At 70.0% G+C, this 15,834-nt stretch carries 14 protein-coding genes; 10 read left to right on the plus strand and 4 right to left on the minus strand.

What is annotated here, in order from left to right; genetic code table 11:
• Positions 1-30: 30 nt before the first annotated feature.
• Positions 31-678: an SDR family oxidoreductase gene (locus M4D54_RS09895; RefSeq protein WP_193864558.1), complete on the minus strand. Its 648-nt coding sequence runs from the start codon at positions 676-678 to the stop codon at positions 31-33.
• A 142-nt stretch (positions 679-820) separates the two neighbouring features.
• Between M4D54_RS09895 and M4D54_RS09900 the strand changes: the two genes are divergently transcribed.
• Both M4D54_RS09900 and M4D54_RS09905 read left to right on the plus strand, forming a co-directional pair.
• Positions 821-1,885 carry a DUF808 domain-containing protein gene (locus M4D54_RS09900; protein ID WP_259891176.1) on the plus strand — a complete coding sequence of 355 codons (1,065 nt, stop codon included), beginning with the start codon at positions 821-823 and terminating at the stop codon, positions 1,883-1,885.
• A 251-nt stretch (positions 1,886-2,136) separates the two neighbouring features.
• Complete coding sequence (locus tag M4D54_RS09905) at positions 2,137-2,997, plus strand: TIGR02206 family membrane protein (RefSeq protein ID WP_228018439.1); 861 nt, start codon at positions 2,137-2,139, stop codon at positions 2,995-2,997.
• Here M4D54_RS09905 and M4D54_RS09910 read toward each other — a convergent pair.
• Entirely contained in the window at positions 2,976-6,206 is a 3,231-nt protein-coding gene (locus M4D54_RS09910) for a GH92 family glycosyl hydrolase (RefSeq protein WP_193864555.1), read from the minus strand. The two genes, M4D54_RS09905 and M4D54_RS09910, sit on opposite strands and share 22 nt — an antisense overlap.
• Positions 6,207-6,347: 141 nt before the next feature.
• Between M4D54_RS09910 and M4D54_RS09915 the strand changes: the two genes are divergently transcribed.
• The gene (locus M4D54_RS09915) at positions 6,348-6,842 is read left to right on the plus strand and encodes a DUF4878 domain-containing protein (RefSeq protein ID WP_193864554.1); all 495 of its coding nucleotides are present in this window, start codon (positions 6,348-6,350) and stop codon (positions 6,840-6,842) included.
• Between the two features lie 25 nt (positions 6,843-6,867).
• Here the strand turns inward: M4D54_RS09915 and M4D54_RS09920 are convergent, their stop codons facing one another.
• Positions 6,868-7,392, minus strand: coding sequence for an O-acetyl-ADP-ribose deacetylase (locus M4D54_RS09920; protein ID WP_193864552.1), 525 nt, complete (start codon positions 7,390-7,392; stop codon positions 6,868-6,870).
• A gap of 108 nt (positions 7,393-7,500) precedes the next feature.
• On the opposite strand from M4D54_RS09920, the gene M4D54_RS09925 reads away from it, so the two are divergent.
• From M4D54_RS09925 to M4D54_RS09955, 7 genes are all read left to right on the plus strand, one after another.
• Positions 7,501-8,145 carry a mismatch-specific DNA-glycosylase gene (locus M4D54_RS09925; protein WP_193864550.1) on the plus strand — a complete coding sequence of 215 codons (645 nt, stop codon included), beginning with the start codon at positions 7,501-7,503 and terminating at the stop codon, positions 8,143-8,145.
• 168 nt (positions 8,146-8,313) lie between these two features.
• Positions 8,314-8,454: a hypothetical protein gene (locus tag M4D54_RS09930; RefSeq protein ID WP_193864549.1), complete on the plus strand. Its 141-nt coding sequence runs from the start codon at positions 8,314-8,316 to the stop codon at positions 8,452-8,454.
• Positions 8,451-9,722 (plus strand): YeiH family protein, encoded by a 1,272-nt coding sequence (locus M4D54_RS09935; protein WP_259891178.1) that lies wholly within the window; start codon positions 8,451-8,453, stop codon positions 9,720-9,722. The genes M4D54_RS09930 and M4D54_RS09935 overlap by 4 nt, the downstream gene beginning before the upstream one ends.
• 160 nt (positions 9,723-9,882) lie before the next feature.
• Entirely contained in the window at positions 9,883-10,212 is a 330-nt protein-coding gene (locus tag M4D54_RS09940) for a plasmid stabilization protein (protein WP_193864548.1), read from the plus strand.
• 261 nt (positions 10,213-10,473) lie between these two features.
• Positions 10,474-11,853, plus strand: a complete 1,380-nt coding sequence (locus M4D54_RS09945; protein WP_259891180.1) for a TerC family protein — start codon at positions 10,474-10,476, stop codon at positions 11,851-11,853.
• A gap of 219 nt (positions 11,854-12,072) precedes the next feature.
• Positions 12,073-13,029 carry a TIGR03885 family FMN-dependent LLM class oxidoreductase gene (locus M4D54_RS09950; RefSeq protein ID WP_193864545.1) on the plus strand — a complete coding sequence of 319 codons (957 nt, stop codon included), beginning with the start codon at positions 12,073-12,075 and terminating at the stop codon, positions 13,027-13,029.
• Positions 13,030-13,095: 66 nt separating this feature from the next.
• Positions 13,096-14,790 (plus strand): alpha-amylase family protein, encoded by a 1,695-nt coding sequence (locus M4D54_RS09955; protein WP_193864544.1) that lies wholly within the window; start codon positions 13,096-13,098, stop codon positions 14,788-14,790.
• A gap of 82 nt (positions 14,791-14,872) precedes the next feature.
• On the opposite strand, the gene M4D54_RS09960 is transcribed toward M4D54_RS09955, so the two are convergent.
• Positions 14,873-15,826, minus strand: a complete 954-nt coding sequence (locus M4D54_RS09960; protein ID WP_193864542.1) for an ImmA/IrrE family metallo-endopeptidase — start codon at positions 15,824-15,826, stop codon at positions 14,873-14,875.
• Between the last annotated feature and the right edge of the window lie 8 nt (positions 15,827-15,834).

Consider the following 15,834-nt stretch of genomic DNA (forward strand, 5'->3'; position numbering starts at 1 on the left):
TACCTGGTGGTGGCTCCTGCGGGCGCGGTATCAGTCCAGGCTCTCGAGAGCCTCGTCGATCGGCTGGTCGCCGTCGTTGAACTCGATCACCCGGCCGATGGTGCTCTCGTGCTCGAGGGTCGCGGTGATCACCCGGGCCACGTTGGCGCGGGACACCTCTGCGCCCTCGGTGGCCGTGACGTCGATGCGCCCGCTGGGCTCCTCCAGGGTGAGGGCGGAAGGGCGCAGGATGGTCCAGGACAGCCCGCTGTTCTGCAGGTGCTCATCGGCCTCCGTCTTGGCCTGGGCGTAGGGGTAGAAGTCGTCGCCCTCCGGCACCCCGTGGCCAGGGCCGGCGCCGAAGTAGCTGACGATCACGAAGCGACGCGCTCCGACACGCTGGGCGGCGTCCATGGCGGCGATCGCGGCATCGCGGTCCACGGCCCAGGTCCGCTTCGGGTCACCTCCCCCGGCTCCGGCCGTCCACACCACGGCCTCCGTGCCGCTCAGCAGCTCCCCCCAGCCCTCCGCATCGAGCCGCTCGATGTCCGTCACCACGGGTCGGGCGCCGGTGAGCTCGATGTCGGCGATGTGGTCCGGATTGCGCACCGCGGACCGCACCTCGTGGCCCGCCTGCACCAGCAGCGGCTGGGCGAGAAGGGCGACCTTGCCGTGTCCTCCGATGAGTGTGATCTTCATGTTCCCACCCTGCCATTCCTGCCTGTGACCGTCGAGGGGCGGTACCGGGTGGTCGGGCTGCCGTCGCGCCTCCAGCTCGTCAGCGTATTCTGAGCCGGGCCGTGCCATCCGCCGGCCTCCGCCCCCGGAAGGAACCGCTCCCATGGCCGGTGGTCTTGCCGCCCTGCTCGATGACGTCGCCGCTCTGGCCCGCCTCGCTGCCGCGAGCGCCGATGACGTGGCCGCCGCCTCTGCCCGCGCGGGTGCGAAGGCCGCCGGTGTGGTGATCGACGACACCGCCGTCACCCCGCAGTACGTGCAGGGCATCAAGCCCAAGCGGGAGCTGCCCATCATATGGCGGATCACCAAGGGCTCCCTGTTCAACAAGATCGTCATCATCCTGCCGATCCTGATGCTGCTGAGCGTGTTCGCCCCGTGGCTGCTGCCGGTGCTGCTGATCTGCGGTGGCCTCTATCTGAGCTTCGAGGGCGCCGAGAAAGTATGGGAGCTGGTACGCGGCCACGAGGAGAGCAAGCCCGCGTCCGCCAAGGGCGGGGACGCCGAGGACTCTGTGGTCAAGGGCGCGGTGCGCACGGACCTGATCCTCTCTGCGGAGATCATGGTGATCGCCATGAACTCCATCGAGCAGGACTCGCTGTGGATCCGCGCCGCGGTACTGGTGGTGGTGGCCCTCGGCATCACGGCGCTGGTGTACGGCGCGGTGGCGATCCTGGTGAAGATGGACGACGTGGGCCTGGCCATGACCAAGGACCACGACTCCCCCGCCAAACAGAAGCTGGGCCAGCGCCTGGTCACCGCAATGCCCACCGTGATGAAGGTGATCAGCTACGTGGGCATGATCGCGATGCTGTGGGTGGGTGGCCACATCATCCTCGTCAGCACCCATGATCTGGGGCTGGCCCAGCCCTACGGGTGGATCCACGGCCTCGAGGTGGCCGTGGGCGGCGGCGTGCTGGGATGGCTGATCAACACCTTCTTCTCGTTCCTGATCGGCCTGGGCATCGGCGCCGTCGTGGTGGCGATCATGCACGTGCTCCCGTTCGGACACCACGGTGAGGACGAGGACGGCGAGGAGATCGCTGCCGACGCGGGCCACGGCACCGGGGCTCAGGAGGGCGGTTCCCGCCGGGTGGACGCAGGGAAGCAGAAGCACCCCGCCGTGGGCGATCAGCGCGACACCGAGACCGCAGCCGACCCCCGCATCTGAGCATCGCCCTCCCCCGGACGGACGACGGCCCCGTCGAGCACCGGCTCGGCGGGGCCGTCCGCGCCGCGTCGCCCCGGGGTCGTCAGTGCTCGCGGTCCGCTGCGGGGCGGTCCGGGCCGGAACGAGCATCGCCCGGACCAGCATGTTCACCATGACCATTCGGTCCGGGAATCGGGGGCCCGCATCGTCTCCGGGAGCGGCCCCAGGAGTGATGCCCTTGCCACGTGGCCCGGCAGAGGCATACTCGCCCCATGACTCCTCCTCCCCTGGGTCGTATGGCGCCGTACGGCGTCGAGCACATCACCGTGCTGATCCTCATCGTCCTGTGCTCGGTCGCCCTGGTGCTGTGGGCCCGGCGCACGGACCCCGCACAGGTCGACCGCGCGCTGCGGGTGGCCGGTTGGGTGCTGCTGCTCAACGCCGCGCTGTGGACGCTGTGGGGGTTCATGCCGTGGGCGTGGAACATCGACGAATCCCTGCCGCTGCACTTCTCCGATGCCCTGAGGTACCTGCTGCCGGCCGCGATGATCCTGCGCCGCCCCTGGATGATCGTGGTGGCCTGCTACTGGGGCCTCACCCTGAACATGCAGTCCGTGCTCACCCCGGATGTGAACTACTTCGTCTGGGTGCCGCTGGAGTTCTTCCAGTACTGGATCTCCCACGGCAGCGGCGTCGTGGTCCCCGTGGTGCTGATCTGGGGCCTGGGGTACCGGCCCACCTGGCGGGGGTACGGCTTCTCCTACGCTGCCACGCTGGGATGGGCCACCCTCGCCTTCACGGCGAACATGACGATGGGGACGAACTACGCGTACCTGAACCGGGCACCGGCCGGTCCCAGCATCCTGGATCTGATGGGCCCCTGGCCGCAGTACCTGCTGGTCGAGGCAGCGGTGATCGCGATCGGCTGGGCACTGCTGACCCTGCCGTTCGTGCTGCTGGGCCGCAGGCAGGGCACCCCCGCCACGGGCACCGGCGGTCTGATGAGTCGCGCAGCTCGGGCTTCGGCAGGGGGCTTGCCCACGCCGGCCTCGCAGCAGGCACTTGACAGGACGGGGCCCGGCGGGGCGGTCGACGCGAAGGCCCCGGCGGGTCAGAGCAGCAGTTCGACCTGAGCCAGCCGCAGCGGGCCCTCGGCGGCGATCACCACGATGCGGTGGTGGGTGCACTCCTGCGGCGAGGCGATCTCGAAGGGACGGGTCTGCCGCCGCCAGCGGAAGTGCTGATCGGAGCGCTCGTCCAGCAGCGTCCAGCTGGAGCCGTCGTCGGATCCCTCGAGCCGCCACGCGATCGGGTCCCCGCCCTCCTCGGCACCCGAGGTGAGCGTGAGGAAGCGCGCCCGGCCGGGGCCCGGCAGCCGCGGAAGGTCGATCACGCAGCTGGCGGTGTCCCAGTGCCGCTCCGTGCGCGAGTCGTCGTCCAGAAGCGGGTCCTCGGGATCGGTCTCCAGCAGGTCCACCAGGGCCTCGGGGTGCCCGCCCTCGGGGGTGGGCGAGGGGGGCACCTCGCCCCAGTCGCCGGGGTCGGCGGCGAGCGTGAACCTCAGCTCTCCGTGCAGCTGCGCGTGCTCGATCGCGGCGACGCTGTGCTCACGGCCGCGCACGGTCAGGGAGGTGACGTACGGATGCGCGGGTGCCTGGCCCTCGGCCACCACCGTGAACGCGGCGCCACCGAGGGGGCGCACCTCGGCCCGGTCGAACAGTGGTGCCACCACGTGGTACCGACCGCTGGCGAGCTGCAGGGGGTACAGGCCGAGCGCGGTCAGCAGCCACCAGGCGCTCATCTCGCCGTTGTCCTCGTCCCCGGGGTAGCCCTGACCGATCTGCTCGCCCACGAACAGCCGGCGCTGCACCTCCCTCACGATCTGCATCGCGCGGTGCGGGGCTCCGGCGTGGTGGAACAGGAACGGGATGTGGTGGGAGGGCTGGTTGGACATCCCGAACTGGCCCATCCGCACGGCCCGCGCCTCGTCCATCTCGTGGATGACGTGGCCGTAGATGCCCTTGAGGTCGGCTCGCTCCGGGGTCGCGAAGAACTCCTCGAGCTTCTCCCACAGGCCCTCGCGACCACCGTGGAGGTCGGCCAGCCCCTCGCCGTCGTGCGGGGCGTGGAAGGCGAAGTTCCAGCCGTCGGTCTCGGTGAAGTCCCCTCCCCACACGCACGGATCGAAGTCGTCGGGCCCCTGGGAGAAGGAGCCGTCGGGCCCGCGCCCCTGGAAGAACCCGATGCGCGGATCGAACAGCAGCACGTAGTTCGCGCTGCGAGCGCGCAGGTAGGCGGCCTCCTCGCGGAGCGTCCGGCGGCGCTGCTCGGGCAGGTCCTCGTCGGCCGCCAGCAGCTCGGCCTGGGCGGCGAGCCCCGCGTCGTTGATGTGCGCCTCCAGGGCCCAGGAGACCGATTCGGGGGTGTCGGTGTCCACGTACCCGGTGAACACCGCACGTTCATTGCCCTTGCGGCCCACCTCGGCGAAGGGCGGGGTGACGGTGGCGTTGCGCAGCCCGGCCTCATAGGTGCCCAGCGGGTCCGGCAGGGGCACACCCTTGACGGCGGCGTCGGCGAAGGCGATGTCGGAGCTGGTGCCGGTCATGCAGTCGGCGTACCCGGGTGAGGACCAGCGGGCGATCCAGCCGCCCTCGCGGAACTGCTGGACGAAGCCGTCGACGAGCTCCGCGCACAGCTCCGGGTACAGCAGCGCGTAGGCGGGCCAGGCGGTGCGGTAGGTGTCCCAGAAGCCGTTGTTGACGTGGATCCTGCCGGGCAGCACCTGCGCGTTGGTGCGGGTGTCGGTGGCGTTCCCCTTCACCGGCAGCACGGGGCTGGCGTGCACGGGGACGGGTCGCTCGATGGTGCCGGCGTTCTCCCAGTGCGAGTTGGGGTAGAGGTTCAGCCGGTAGAGGTTGCCGGCCAGGGTGCGGCGCTGGGCCGGGGTGGCGTGCCCGACCCTGATCACGTCCAGCCGCTCCTTCCAGGCGGCGTGGGCGGCGGCCCTGACCTGCTCGAGGCTGCGACCCTCGACCTCCTGGGCGTAGGTGCGGCGAGCCTGGTCCCGGCCGATGAAGCTGGTGACCAGCCGCAGGGTGACCCGCGTGGTGCCGGGAGCGAAGGTGAGCAGGCTGGCGCCGGGGTTCGCGCCATCGGCGGGCTTCACCGTCGCCGGGGCCGGGTCCAGCTGCGCACTGATGTACATGCGGGTGGCGCCATCGGCGCGGGCGTAGCCCTCCGCGAGCCCGGAGTCCACCCAGGCGTGCACAGAGCCGTCGAGCACGGCCCCGGCCGCATCGATCCGGGCATGCTCGTCCACCCCTTCCAGCAGCAGGTGGGCGGGCTGGCCATCGGCGGGGAAGGTGTACTCCTGGATCGAGCCGTGGTCAGTGGGCGCCAGCCGCACACCGATGCCGCCGTCGAGCTCGACGGCGTACAGGTCCGGCCGTGCTGTCTCACGCGCGTGGTCGAAGGCGCGGGCGCGGGCCTGCGGGGAAGCATCGGGGCCCTGGCCCTGCAGGGGCATCACCACGAACTGGTTGCGGTCCCCCATCCACGGGCTGGGCTGGTGGGAGATGCCGATGCCCTGCAGGCGCGGCCGGTTCTGCCCGTCGTTGGCGCGGTGGTACTCGTACACCCAGCGCCGGGTGCGGGCATCGGTCATCGGGGTGAAGAAGGCGAAGCCGTTGGGCCAGGCGGTCAGCGGCAGGGTGTTGCCGCGGGAGAAGTCCCCGGAGGCGTAGGTGCCGCGGCGGGTGTCCACCCAGGCAACGGGATCATCGAGGGGTGGGTCCTGCGGGACGGGCGCGAGGTAGGGGCCGTCGATCCAGGTGACGAGCTCACTGCTGCTGCGCGCATCCTCCTCGTCCGCGGCGTCCTCCGTGCCCTCGATGAGCGGTGCCGGCGGCGGATCGGCCACCAGCAGCACCCGGGCGATGGTGCGGCCTGCCGCGGCCTCGAGCCCCACCTGGACGTCGTTCCACTGATCGGCGTAGAGGATCCTCCCCTCCCCCATTCCGCGTGCCGTGGCCTCGGTGCCGTACTGGTCCACGGGCCCCAGTTCGGATAGACGGGTGCCGTCCTCGAACTGAAGATCCACGGCCACGTACGTGGCGCCCCAGGTGAGACCGGGGTCCAGCTCGGGGAACAGGTAGCAGCGCAGCACATCGTCTGCACCGACCGTGCGGCCCCGGAGATCCCCCGCGCCCGGCATCGGAGGCAGTTCCTGCTCTAAGCGCTCCCCGGGCCGGGTGCGACATCGCAGCGCCGACTGCGCGACGAAGCCTGCACCGTCCTTGCTGGTGGGTGATCCGACGGGGCCGGCGGCATCAGTGGCGATCATCGCTCCAGGCTAGTCAAGCGCGTTCGGCCTGACGGAGACCGCAACGCACGGATGGGGATTTCTCCCCATCCGGTCCCGGTGTACGACGGACTCCGGTGCGGAATACTCGGTGCAGTGCATTCCGCATCATGAGGAGACGACATGAGTTTCGCGCAGCCCCACCCCGCGGGTCCTGCCGGTTCACGGCCCGGCAAGGCCAAGCGGCCCACCTGGCACTGGGTCGTCCTGGGGGGCTGCTCCCTGCTCGCCCTGCTGATCGCACTGGGCGTGGCCGGCCTGGTGGGGTACCAGATCCTGAACCGCGGCAATCCCCAGGACACCCTCGAGAACTTCTACACCTCGATGGAGAACGGCGATTGCCGGCTGTTCGAGGAGTCCACCACCGAGGAGTACCGCCAGACCACCCAGCTGGACGACTGCGCGACCTTCGAGACGATGACCTCGCAGATGGGTGCGCTGGACTACACGGTCGATGAGCGCGTCAACCGCCAGGGCTACGCGATCTTCGAGGTCACCGAGACGTACCAGCGCGACGGCCAGGACGTGGAGGCGCAGCTGCGGTTCTACGTGCGTCGCTTCGAGGGCGGCTGGTTCGTGGACGGCGTCGAGGTGGTCGACGCGCCCACCACCGGCTGAGGCGGCCCGGGCCGCCGGCCCGGGGTCAGGAAGCCTCGAGCCGGGCCCGGAAGGCCCGCTCCGCTGCGGTGCCGAACGGCACCAGCACCACCGCGTCCACGACGTGATCGACCTCGGGGGCGGTCTCGCGGATCGTCTTCACCGCGATGCGAGCGGCATCGTCGATCGGCCAGCCGTACACGCCGGCGGAGATCGCGGGGAAGGCCACGGAGCGGGCTCCGAGGTCAGCGGCGGTGCGCAGCGACTCGCGGTAGCACGACGCCAGCACCGCGGAGCGGTCCTCGCTGCTCGAATGGACCGGCCCCACTGTGTGGATCACCCACTGCGCCGGCAGGTCGCCGGCCGTGGTGGCGACGGCCTGACCTGCCGGCAGGCCATCAGGCAGGGCGCTCCCCCGCAGCTGCCGGCAGGCGGCGAGGATGCGGGGGCCTCCCCGCCGATGGATGGCGCCGTCCACGCCCCCACCGCCCAGCAGTGAGGAGTTGGCGGCGTTCACGATCGCGTCCACTGCGACGGCGGTGATGTCCCCGGGCTCGATGCGCACGTCCATTCTCTCAGGGTAGCCAGGTCCGGGAGCACGGCCGAGGCTCCGGGGGCCGGCCCTGCTCAGCCCGGAGCAGCTGCCCGGGACTGGGCAGGCCCGGTCTAGGGTCAGAGCATGCGCACCCGACGCCCCTCCCCGCTCCAGGGCCGACGACCCACGCGCGAGGACCTGCAGCGGTTCGCCACCGATGACCCGCAGGCGATGGACGACGTGCTGCCCCCGCTCGGGGATCCGCTGCGGCTGCTGATGGTGGGGATCAACCCCGGCCTGTGGACGGCTGCCGTCAATGCTCCCTTCGCCCGGCCCGGCAATCGCTTCTGGGCCTCCCTGCACCGCGCGGGCCTGACGGGGCACCTCATCGACGCCTCCTGCGGGCTCGACGAAGCCGATGGGCGGGAGCTGACATCACGGGGAATCGGCATCACCAACCTCGTGGGGCGGGCCACCGCCCGCGCCGACCAGTTGGACGTGCACGAGCTGCAGGAGGGCGGCCGGCACCTGGTGGAGCGGGTGGAGCACCTGCGGCCGACGGTGGTCGCCGTGGTGGGCATCACGGCCTACCGCAGTGCGTTCGGCCTGCCCCGGGCGCAGCTGGGCAGGCAGGGGTCTCCTCTTCCAGCCGCCTGGCCTACCGGCACGGACCTGTGGGTGGTGCCGCAGCCGAGCGGACTCAACGCCCACGCCACCGTCGAGTCCCTTGCCCGTGACTGGCGTGCGGTGGCCCGGGCTGCCGGTGTCGCGCACGCGAACAGCACATGACGGCGGGCGAACATCCGGTGAGACCCGGATGGACACCGGACCGCATGGCGGAGTGCGGCGCGGAACGGGGGCGCTCCATGACCTACAGTGCGAGGGATCGTTCCGCGGTGGCGGCCGCCCGTCCTCACGGGTCCGGCCGGACGCCCCGCCTCTGACCGAGGAGCACTGGTGAACAGCAATAGGCGTCCAGAGTCACCTGATGACCACAAGCGGTTCTCCCTGAACGAGGACTGGGCAGCCACCCTGGTGGGTCTGCTGCTGTTCGCCGCCTGCATGGGCGGGCTGATCTCCCCGGAGTTGATCCCGTGAGCGACTCCCGGCATCAGGATCAGGGCATCACCGCCACCGAGGCCTCCCCGCTCGCCCACCGCGACGAGACCGCAGCGCCTCCCCCAGCATCCGCCACCGGTGTCGGCTCCCCAGCAGCCACCGTCGCTGAGGCGACGCCGCGCAGTTCCCTGCCGTGGACCATCGCCGGGCTGGTGATCGTGGTGGCGCTGGCCGGGATCGTGCGGCTGCTGACCGAGTGGCTTCCCGGCGCCACCGAGGGCACCGGCTTCGGGAAGGTCGCGAAGTCGATCGAGTACCCCGTCTACGCGATCGCACTGGGTTTCCTGGGCAACGCCGTGCTCTCCCTGACCGGGGTGCGGGACCGGATGACCGCCGCGTTCCGCACCGAGTTCTTCATCAAGATCGGGCTGGTGCTGCTGGGCGCCACCATCAACTTCGCGGTCGTAGTGCGTGCCGCAGGACCGGCCGTGCTCCAGGCCATCGCCCTGATCACCGTGGTGTTCCTGTTCACCTGGTGGTTCGCCGGGCTGCTGGGCATCGACGACCGCCTGCGAGCGCTGCTGGCCAGCTCGCTGTCGATCTGCGGGGTCTCCGCGGCGGTGGCCGCCGCGGGCGCGGTGCAGGCGAAGAAGGAGCAGCTCGCGTTCACCGCGACCCTGGTGATCGTGTTCGCGGTGCCGTCGATCTTCCTGCTCCCCTGGTTGGCGAACCTGATGGGGCTGCCCGATGCTGTCACCGGCGCCTGGATCGGCGGCAACATCGACACCACCGCAGCCGTGACGGCTGCCGGAGCCGTTGCCGGTGAGCAGCCGCTGCAGATCGCCTCGATCGTGAAGGTCACCCAGAACGCCCTGCTGGGCGTGGTGGCCGTGCTGCTGACCCTCTACTTCGCGGTGAAGGCTGCACCCGCCGGCGCCTCAGCCGGGACCGAACCCGCCGCTGGCCAGCCGGCCGCACCGCCGCGCTTCGGGGACCGCGCGTCACTGGCGATGCTGTGGCAGCGCTTCCCGAAGTTCGTGCTGGGATTCATCGTCGCCTCGATCATCGCGACCGTGCTGGCCGAGTCCGTCGCGGCCGATGTGCTCGAGCCTCGCCTGGACGCGGCCAAGGAGCTGCAGACGTGGGCATTGACCCTCGCGTTCGTGTCGATCGGGCTGGAGTTCAACGTGTCCTCCGCCAAGGACGCGGGCTGGAAGCCAGTGCTGGTGTTCTTCGTCGCGACCCTGGTGAACCTGGTGGTGGGCCTGGGGCTGGCACTGCTGCTGTTCCGCAGCTTCACCTTCTGACCGATCGGAGCCTCGGACCGACGATCGGATCCGGGCGCTGCCTCGGAGGTGATCGCCCTGGGTCCGGTGCGCTTCGGAGCCCCTCGGATGTACGCGGTCTACCCTGGGAGGACACACCGGGCCCGCTCCCCGTGGGCCCGCCGAGCAGGGAGGGGCCGCCATGCCGGAGGGCTGGAGCAAGAAGCGAGAGCGCCAGTACGAGCACATCAAGGACGGGCTCGAGGATCGCGGCGAGAGCGAGGACACCGCGCAGGAGATCGCCGCCCGCACCGTCAACAAGACCCGTGCCCAGCAGGGCGAGGCGGAGCAGTCCAGTCCCACCTCCACGAAGGACAAGTCCCCTGCCCAGCGCGGGGGCGAACGCTCCGGCTCCGGCACCCAGGGACGCACCAAGGACCAGCTCTACCAGGACGCCAAGCGCCAGGGCGTCGAGGGCCGTTCCTCGATGAGCAAGGCAGAGCTCGAGGAGGCGCTCGAGGACCGTGACTGACCCGGACGCGCCCGCGGCGCCCCGGCCCGGTCGGGCCGGGGTGCCACGTGATACCCGTTTCAGTCGACCTGAGCTCATTTCGCGGTCGGGGGCCTCGCTGTAGACTGCGTCGGGCATCGGGGGAGTATCCCTAACGCTGTGCCCGTCAGCACGAAGACCGTCGTCGGCCTTCCGGGTGCAGCGGCCCGCCGGTGAGGATCCCCTCCTCGCCCGCGGGTGGAGAGACCCGGGTCCCTCCGTCGAACCCGGAAAGCAGAACTCGTGAGCGTCTCCCCCCTGATCTGGATCATCACCGTCCTGGTGATCATCGGCCTGCTGGCCTTCGACTACATCTTCCACGTGCGCAAGGCGCACATCCCCACGCTGCGCGAGGCCGCGGTGTGGTCCGCCATCTACCTGGGGATCGCCCTGGTGTTCGGCGTGATCCTGTGGTTCTTCACCCCCGGCCACGAGATGGGCACCGAGTACTTCGCCGGGTACATCACCGAGAAGGCGCTCTCGGTGGACAACCTGTTCGTGTTCCTGGTGATCATGTCCGCCTTCCGGGTGCCCCGCGAGGACCAGCAGAAGGTGCTGCTGTTCGGCATCACCTTCGCGATCATCGCCCGCACGGGCATGATCGCCGGCGGCGCCGCGATCATCGACAACTTCTCCTGGGCGTTCTACTTCTTCGGCCTGATCCTGCTGCTAACCGCCGGGAACATGCTCAAGCCGGAGGACGACGACAAGGACGAGGCCAACAACTTCGTCATCCGGATCGCGAAGAAGCTGCTGCCCACCACGGACCACTACGACGGGGACAAGCTGTTCACCCACGTGGACGGACAGCGGATGATGACCCCGATGCTGCTCGTGATGGTGGCCATCGGCGGCACCGACATCCTGTTCGCCCTGGACTCGATCCCCGCCATCTTCGGCCTCACCCAGAACACCTACATCGTGTTCACCGCGACCGTGTTCTCGCTGCTGGGCCTGCGTCAGCTCTACTTCCTGATCGACGGCCTGCTGGATCGCCTCGTGTACCTGTCCTACGGCCTGGCGGCGATCCTCGCCTTCATCGGCGTGAAGCTGATCCTGCACGCCCTGCACGAGAACGAGCTGCCCTTCATCAACGACGGCCAGCCCGTGCCGGTTGTGGAGGTGACCACGACGCTGTCGCTGTCGGTGATCATCGGCATCCTGGCCTTCACCATCGTGGCCTCGCTGACCAGCCGCAGGGGCCGCGCCAAGGCGGCGGTCTCCAGTGCCCGTCGCGACGCCGACTCGTACCTGCAGATGACCTACACCTCCTTCGAGGAGGAGCGCGAGCGCATCTTCCGGCGCATGCTGGAGAACGAGCAGACCATCGCCAACCTCCCGCCGAAGTACCAGGACCTGCTCGAGGAGCGCGACCAGAAGCCGCTGACCGAGCTGCTGCGCGAGGCGCACCTGGTGGCCGACAAGCGCTCCGCGGACCGCGAGAAGGGCGTGCGCACCGACACCAGCCCGGAGGGCCTCGAGCTGGCCGCCATCCGCGCTGCCGGTGACGCTGACAGCACGGCCCAGGACGCCGCACTCGGGGCGGACACCAACTCCGGCTCCCGCGGGAGCCACGAGCCCGACGCCCCCGCCGACGTCGACGGGCAGCGCAACCACCCCTGATCCGGCATGACGGCGGGCACGAGTCGGCCCTCGTGCCGCTCGCTCAGGACGGCCCCTGCACTCCGGTGCGGGGGCCGTCGGCCCATCTCCGAGCAGCTGGGCACCCAGATGGACGGCGGAGACCGCGGCGAGGATCCCCGGGCGATGCGCATGCCGATGAGAATGCCGGTCACACCCGGATCCGTGATGCCGTTCACCGGTTTCTGCTAGACACGGACCATGACCGTCTACGGCTTCCACGCCTCCCACGAGCAGATCTCGCCCCGGCAGCTGCTGGCCGACGTCCAGCTGGCCGAGCAGGCAGGCTTCCAGGCCGCCATGTGCTCCGATCACCTCGAGCCCTGGTCGAAGCGGCAGGGCCATTCGGGGCTCGCCTGGTCCTGGCTGGGCGCGGCCCTGGCCACCACCGAGCTCAGCTTCGGCACCGTCAGCGCCCCCGGACAGCGGTACCACCCGGCGATCGTGGCCCAGGGCATCGCCACCCTGGGGCAGATGTTCCCGGGCCGGTTCTGGACCGCCCTGGGCACCGGCCAGTACGCCAACGAGCACGTCACCGGCGAGGGATGGCCCCGCAAGGAGGTGCGTCAGCAGCGCCTCGAGGAATGCGTGGAGATCATCTCCCGGCTGCTGGACGGCGAGACCGTCTCGCACGACGGCCTGGTGACGGTGGACCAGGCCACGGTGTGGGAGGTGCCCGATCCGAAGCCCAAGCTGATCGCCCCGGCCATCAGCGTGGACACCGCCGTGCGCGGGGCACGCTGGGCCGACGGCCTGGCCACCGTCAACCAGCCCCCCGAGAAGCTCACCGAGATGCTCGATGCCTGGGAGAACGCCGGGGGTGCGCCCCACCGCATCCTGCAGGTCCACCTGAGCTGGGCGCCCACGGAGGACGAGGCACAGGCCATCGCCTACGAGCAGTGGCGCTCCAACGTGTTCACCTCGCCCGCCAACACCGATCTGCGGGTGGCGGACTACGACGCCGTCAGCGAGGAGGGCGTCCCCGCCGAGCGCGTGGCCGGTGCGGCGCTGATCTCCTCGGACCTGGGCAGGCTCACCGAGCAGATCCATGGCCTCGCCTCGCTGGGCTTCGATGCGGTGTACCTCCACCACATCGGCCAGAAGCAGCGCGGATTCATCGAGGCCTTCGGCGAGAAGGTGCTGCCGCAGCTGCGCTGAGTCCCCACCCGTTCAGGTGGAGTCCCCTCCGATCCACCAGCCCCCGTCACGACCTGAGGAGCGATCATGCTGAAGACCGAGACCGCTGACAACTGGTGGAAGACCGCCGTCGTCTACTGCCTGGACATCGAGAAGTACTTCGATGCGAACGACGACGGCACCGGTGACATCGACGGCCTGTGCCAGCGCATCGACTACCTGGCCGAGCTCGGCGTCACCTGCCTGTGGCTGATGCCGTTCATGCCCACCGAGGGCCGCGACGACGGCTACGACATCACGGACTACTACGGCGTGGATCCCCGTCTGGGGGATCACGGCGACATCGTGGAGCTGATCCGCACGGCGAAGGATCGCGGGATGCGGGTCATCATGGACCTGGTGGTCAATCACACCTCCCACAAGCATCCCTGGTTCGTGAAGGCGCGATCCTCGAAGAGCAGCCCCTACCGCGACTACTACGTGTGGCGCGACCATCCGCCCGAGGACACCTCCGAGGATGTGGTGTTCCCCGATGCGGAGAACTCGCTGTGGACCCTCGATGAGAGGACCGGCCAGTACTACCTGCACAACTTCTACTCCGAGCAGCCCGACCTCAACATCGCCAACCCGGCCGTGCAGGAGGAGATCGCCAAGATCGTCGGCTTCTGGATGCAGCTGGGCATGGACGGATTCCGGGTGGACGCGGTGCCGTTCTTCATCCAGGAGCGCGGCATCCCGCAGGAGTGGACCGACGTCTACTCCGACCCCCACGACTACCTGCGCGAGCTGACCTCCTTCATGAAGCGCCGACGGGGCGATGCCATGCTGCTGGGCGAGGTCAACCTGGAGTACCCCGACCAGATGGAGTTCTTCGGCGGCGAGAACGGCGATGAACTCAGCATGATGTTCGACTTCGAGCTGATGCAGCGGATGTATCTGTCCCTGGCCCGACAGGACGCCACGGAGATGGCGCGCACCCTGAAGCGCCGCCCGCAGCTTGCCAGCAACAACCAGTTCGCGAACTTCGTGCGCAACCACGACGAGCTCACCCTGGACAAGCTCAGCGACCAGGAGCGGCAGGAAGTGTTCGACGCCTTCGGGCCCGAGGAGGACATGCAGCTGTACGACCGCGGGCTGCGGCGTCGACTGCCCCCGATGGTGGACGGGGACCCGCGGGCGATGCGCATGGTCTACTCACTGCTGTTCGCCCTTCCGGGCACGCCCGTTCTGTTCTACGGCGAGGAGATCGGGATGGGCGAGAACCTCGAGATCCCCGGTCGGCTCGCGGTGCGCTCCCCCATGCAGTGGACCAGTGGCAAGAACGGCGGCTTCTCCACCGTGGCCCCTTCGCGGCTGGTCGCGCCCCTGACCGGGGGCGGGTACGGTCCCGAGCACGTCAATGCCGAGGACCAGCGCTCCGACCCCGACTCGCTGCTGTCGTTCGTGAGCCTGCTGGCCCGCCGCTACCGTGAGTGCCCCGAGGTGGGCATGGGCGATGCCGAGGTCCTCGACCACGAGGCACCCTCCGTTCTGGCCCACCGCTGCACCTGGAGTCCCTTCGGCGGCGGCAACGCGAGCTCCGTGCTGGTGCACAACCTCTCTCCCGAGGCCACCTCCATCACGGTGACGCTCGAGGACGTCGAGGAGGGCACCGGGGTGCTGGACCTGTTCAGCAGTGACCGGTACGAGGTCACCAAGGGAGGCAAGCTCGCCCTGGAGGTGGGGGCGTACGGCCACCACTGGTTGCGCATCCTCCTGCCCGGGGACCGGCGGCTGCACTGATCGAAGGGCTGATGCTCGCCGTCCTGTTCGGCGGTGCCGGCCGCGCTGGTGATGGTGGGTGTCTCCTCGATTACCGGCGGGGTCATGCCCACGCGCCGAGGTCCAGCTCCTCCTGGTGCGGGCCGTGGGCCGGGGAGTCCGTGATGGTCTGTCCGGTGCGCAGCAGCCGAGCCAGCTGGGCGAGCCCTCCGGCCATCGACTCGATCCTGCCGGCGGCCGAGACCACTGCCTGCAGGGAGAAGGGCGGCACGGTGCCGTCGGCCTCCACATAGCCCGCCAGGTACTCCCCGGCGGGTGAGTCGATGCCGAGCCGCGCGGCGAGCAGCCAGGCCACGATCTCCGCCTCGAACTCGCGGCTGTGCAGGTCCAATGGCCTGCCGGGCCGCACCGTGGACTCCGTGCGGTGCTCGAGATGCCTGGCGAACACGTGCCCGAGTTCGTGGAACGCCGTCACCAGGCGGGCCGTGGGGTCCAGCTGGGAGCTGACCACCACGGCGTGCCGCAGGGGGACGGAGCGGCGGGCGCCCTCGCGCGTGAGCGGCGGATCGATCGGCTCGACGGTCCCGGCGAGCTGCGAGCCGACGGCCTCCTCTCGGTAGAGGACACCGGCCTTGGGCAGCAGGGAGGTGAACGCGGTCAGGCCCTCCTCGGTGATCGGACCGTCGATGCGGAAGGGGGCGAGGGCGCCCTCCGGGACGGGCTGTCCGTCGGTGTCGGCGATGTCGTACACCAGGTCCACCGGCCCGAAGGGCCGCAGGATGATGAGGGGCCTGGCCCCGGGCAGCACGCGGCGGTGGAACTCGCGGGCCCACACGCTGCGGGAGGCCACGTAGTGGGCGCCGGGACGCTGCAGCTGCACGAGAGCGGCGTTGTAGGGACCGAGCATCGGCAGTCGGGTGAGGAAGGCGCGCAGTTCGCGCAGGTCGTCGGCCTCGCTGCCGCGCTGCGACTGCTCCAGCAGCTCGTCCAGCCCCAGCAGCTCCTGGGGGTTCAGAGCGGTGCCCTCCCCGGGGTCGAGATCATCGTCGATGCCCATGATCTGAG

Origin of the sequence: Brachybacterium sp. p3-SID1565, assembly GCF_025143785.1 — a bacterium.
Taxonomy (GTDB): Bacteria; Actinomycetota; Actinomycetes; order Actinomycetales; family Dermabacteraceae; genus Brachybacterium; species Brachybacterium epidermidis.

What these genes read in the sequence shown, in the direction of transcription:
- M4D54_RS09895 (WP_193864558.1), bottom strand. Translation starts at nt 678, where the DNA reads ATGAAGATCACACTCATCGGAGGACACGGCAAGGTCGCCCTTCTCGCC.
- M4D54_RS09900 (WP_259891176.1), top strand. Translation starts at nt 821, where the DNA reads ATGGCCGGTGGTCTTGCCGCCCTGCTCGATGACGTCGCCGCTCTGGCC.
- M4D54_RS09905 (WP_228018439.1), top strand. Translation starts at nt 2,137, where the DNA reads ATGACTCCTCCTCCCCTGGGTCGTATGGCGCCGTACGGCGTCGAGCAC.
- M4D54_RS09910 (WP_193864555.1), bottom strand. Translation starts at nt 6,206, where the DNA reads ATGATCGCCACTGATGCCGCCGGCCCCGTCGGATCACCCACCAGCAAG.
- M4D54_RS09915 (WP_193864554.1), top strand. Translation starts at nt 6,348, where the DNA reads ATGAGTTTCGCGCAGCCCCACCCCGCGGGTCCTGCCGGTTCACGGCCC.
- M4D54_RS09920 (WP_193864552.1), bottom strand. Translation starts at nt 7,392, where the DNA reads ATGGACGTGCGCATCGAGCCCGGGGACATCACCGCCGTCGCAGTGGAC.
- M4D54_RS09925 (WP_193864550.1), top strand. Translation starts at nt 7,501, where the DNA reads ATGCGCACCCGACGCCCCTCCCCGCTCCAGGGCCGACGACCCACGCGC.
- M4D54_RS09940 (WP_193864548.1), top strand. Translation starts at nt 9,883, where the DNA reads ATGCCGGAGGGCTGGAGCAAGAAGCGAGAGCGCCAGTACGAGCACATC.
- M4D54_RS09950 (WP_193864545.1), top strand. Translation starts at nt 12,073, where the DNA reads ATGACCGTCTACGGCTTCCACGCCTCCCACGAGCAGATCTCGCCCCGG.
- M4D54_RS09955 (WP_193864544.1), top strand. Translation starts at nt 13,096, where the DNA reads ATGCTGAAGACCGAGACCGCTGACAACTGGTGGAAGACCGCCGTCGTC.
- M4D54_RS09960 (WP_193864542.1), bottom strand. Translation starts at nt 15,826, where the DNA reads ATGGGCATCGACGATGATCTCGACCCCGGGGAGGGCACCGCTCTGAAC.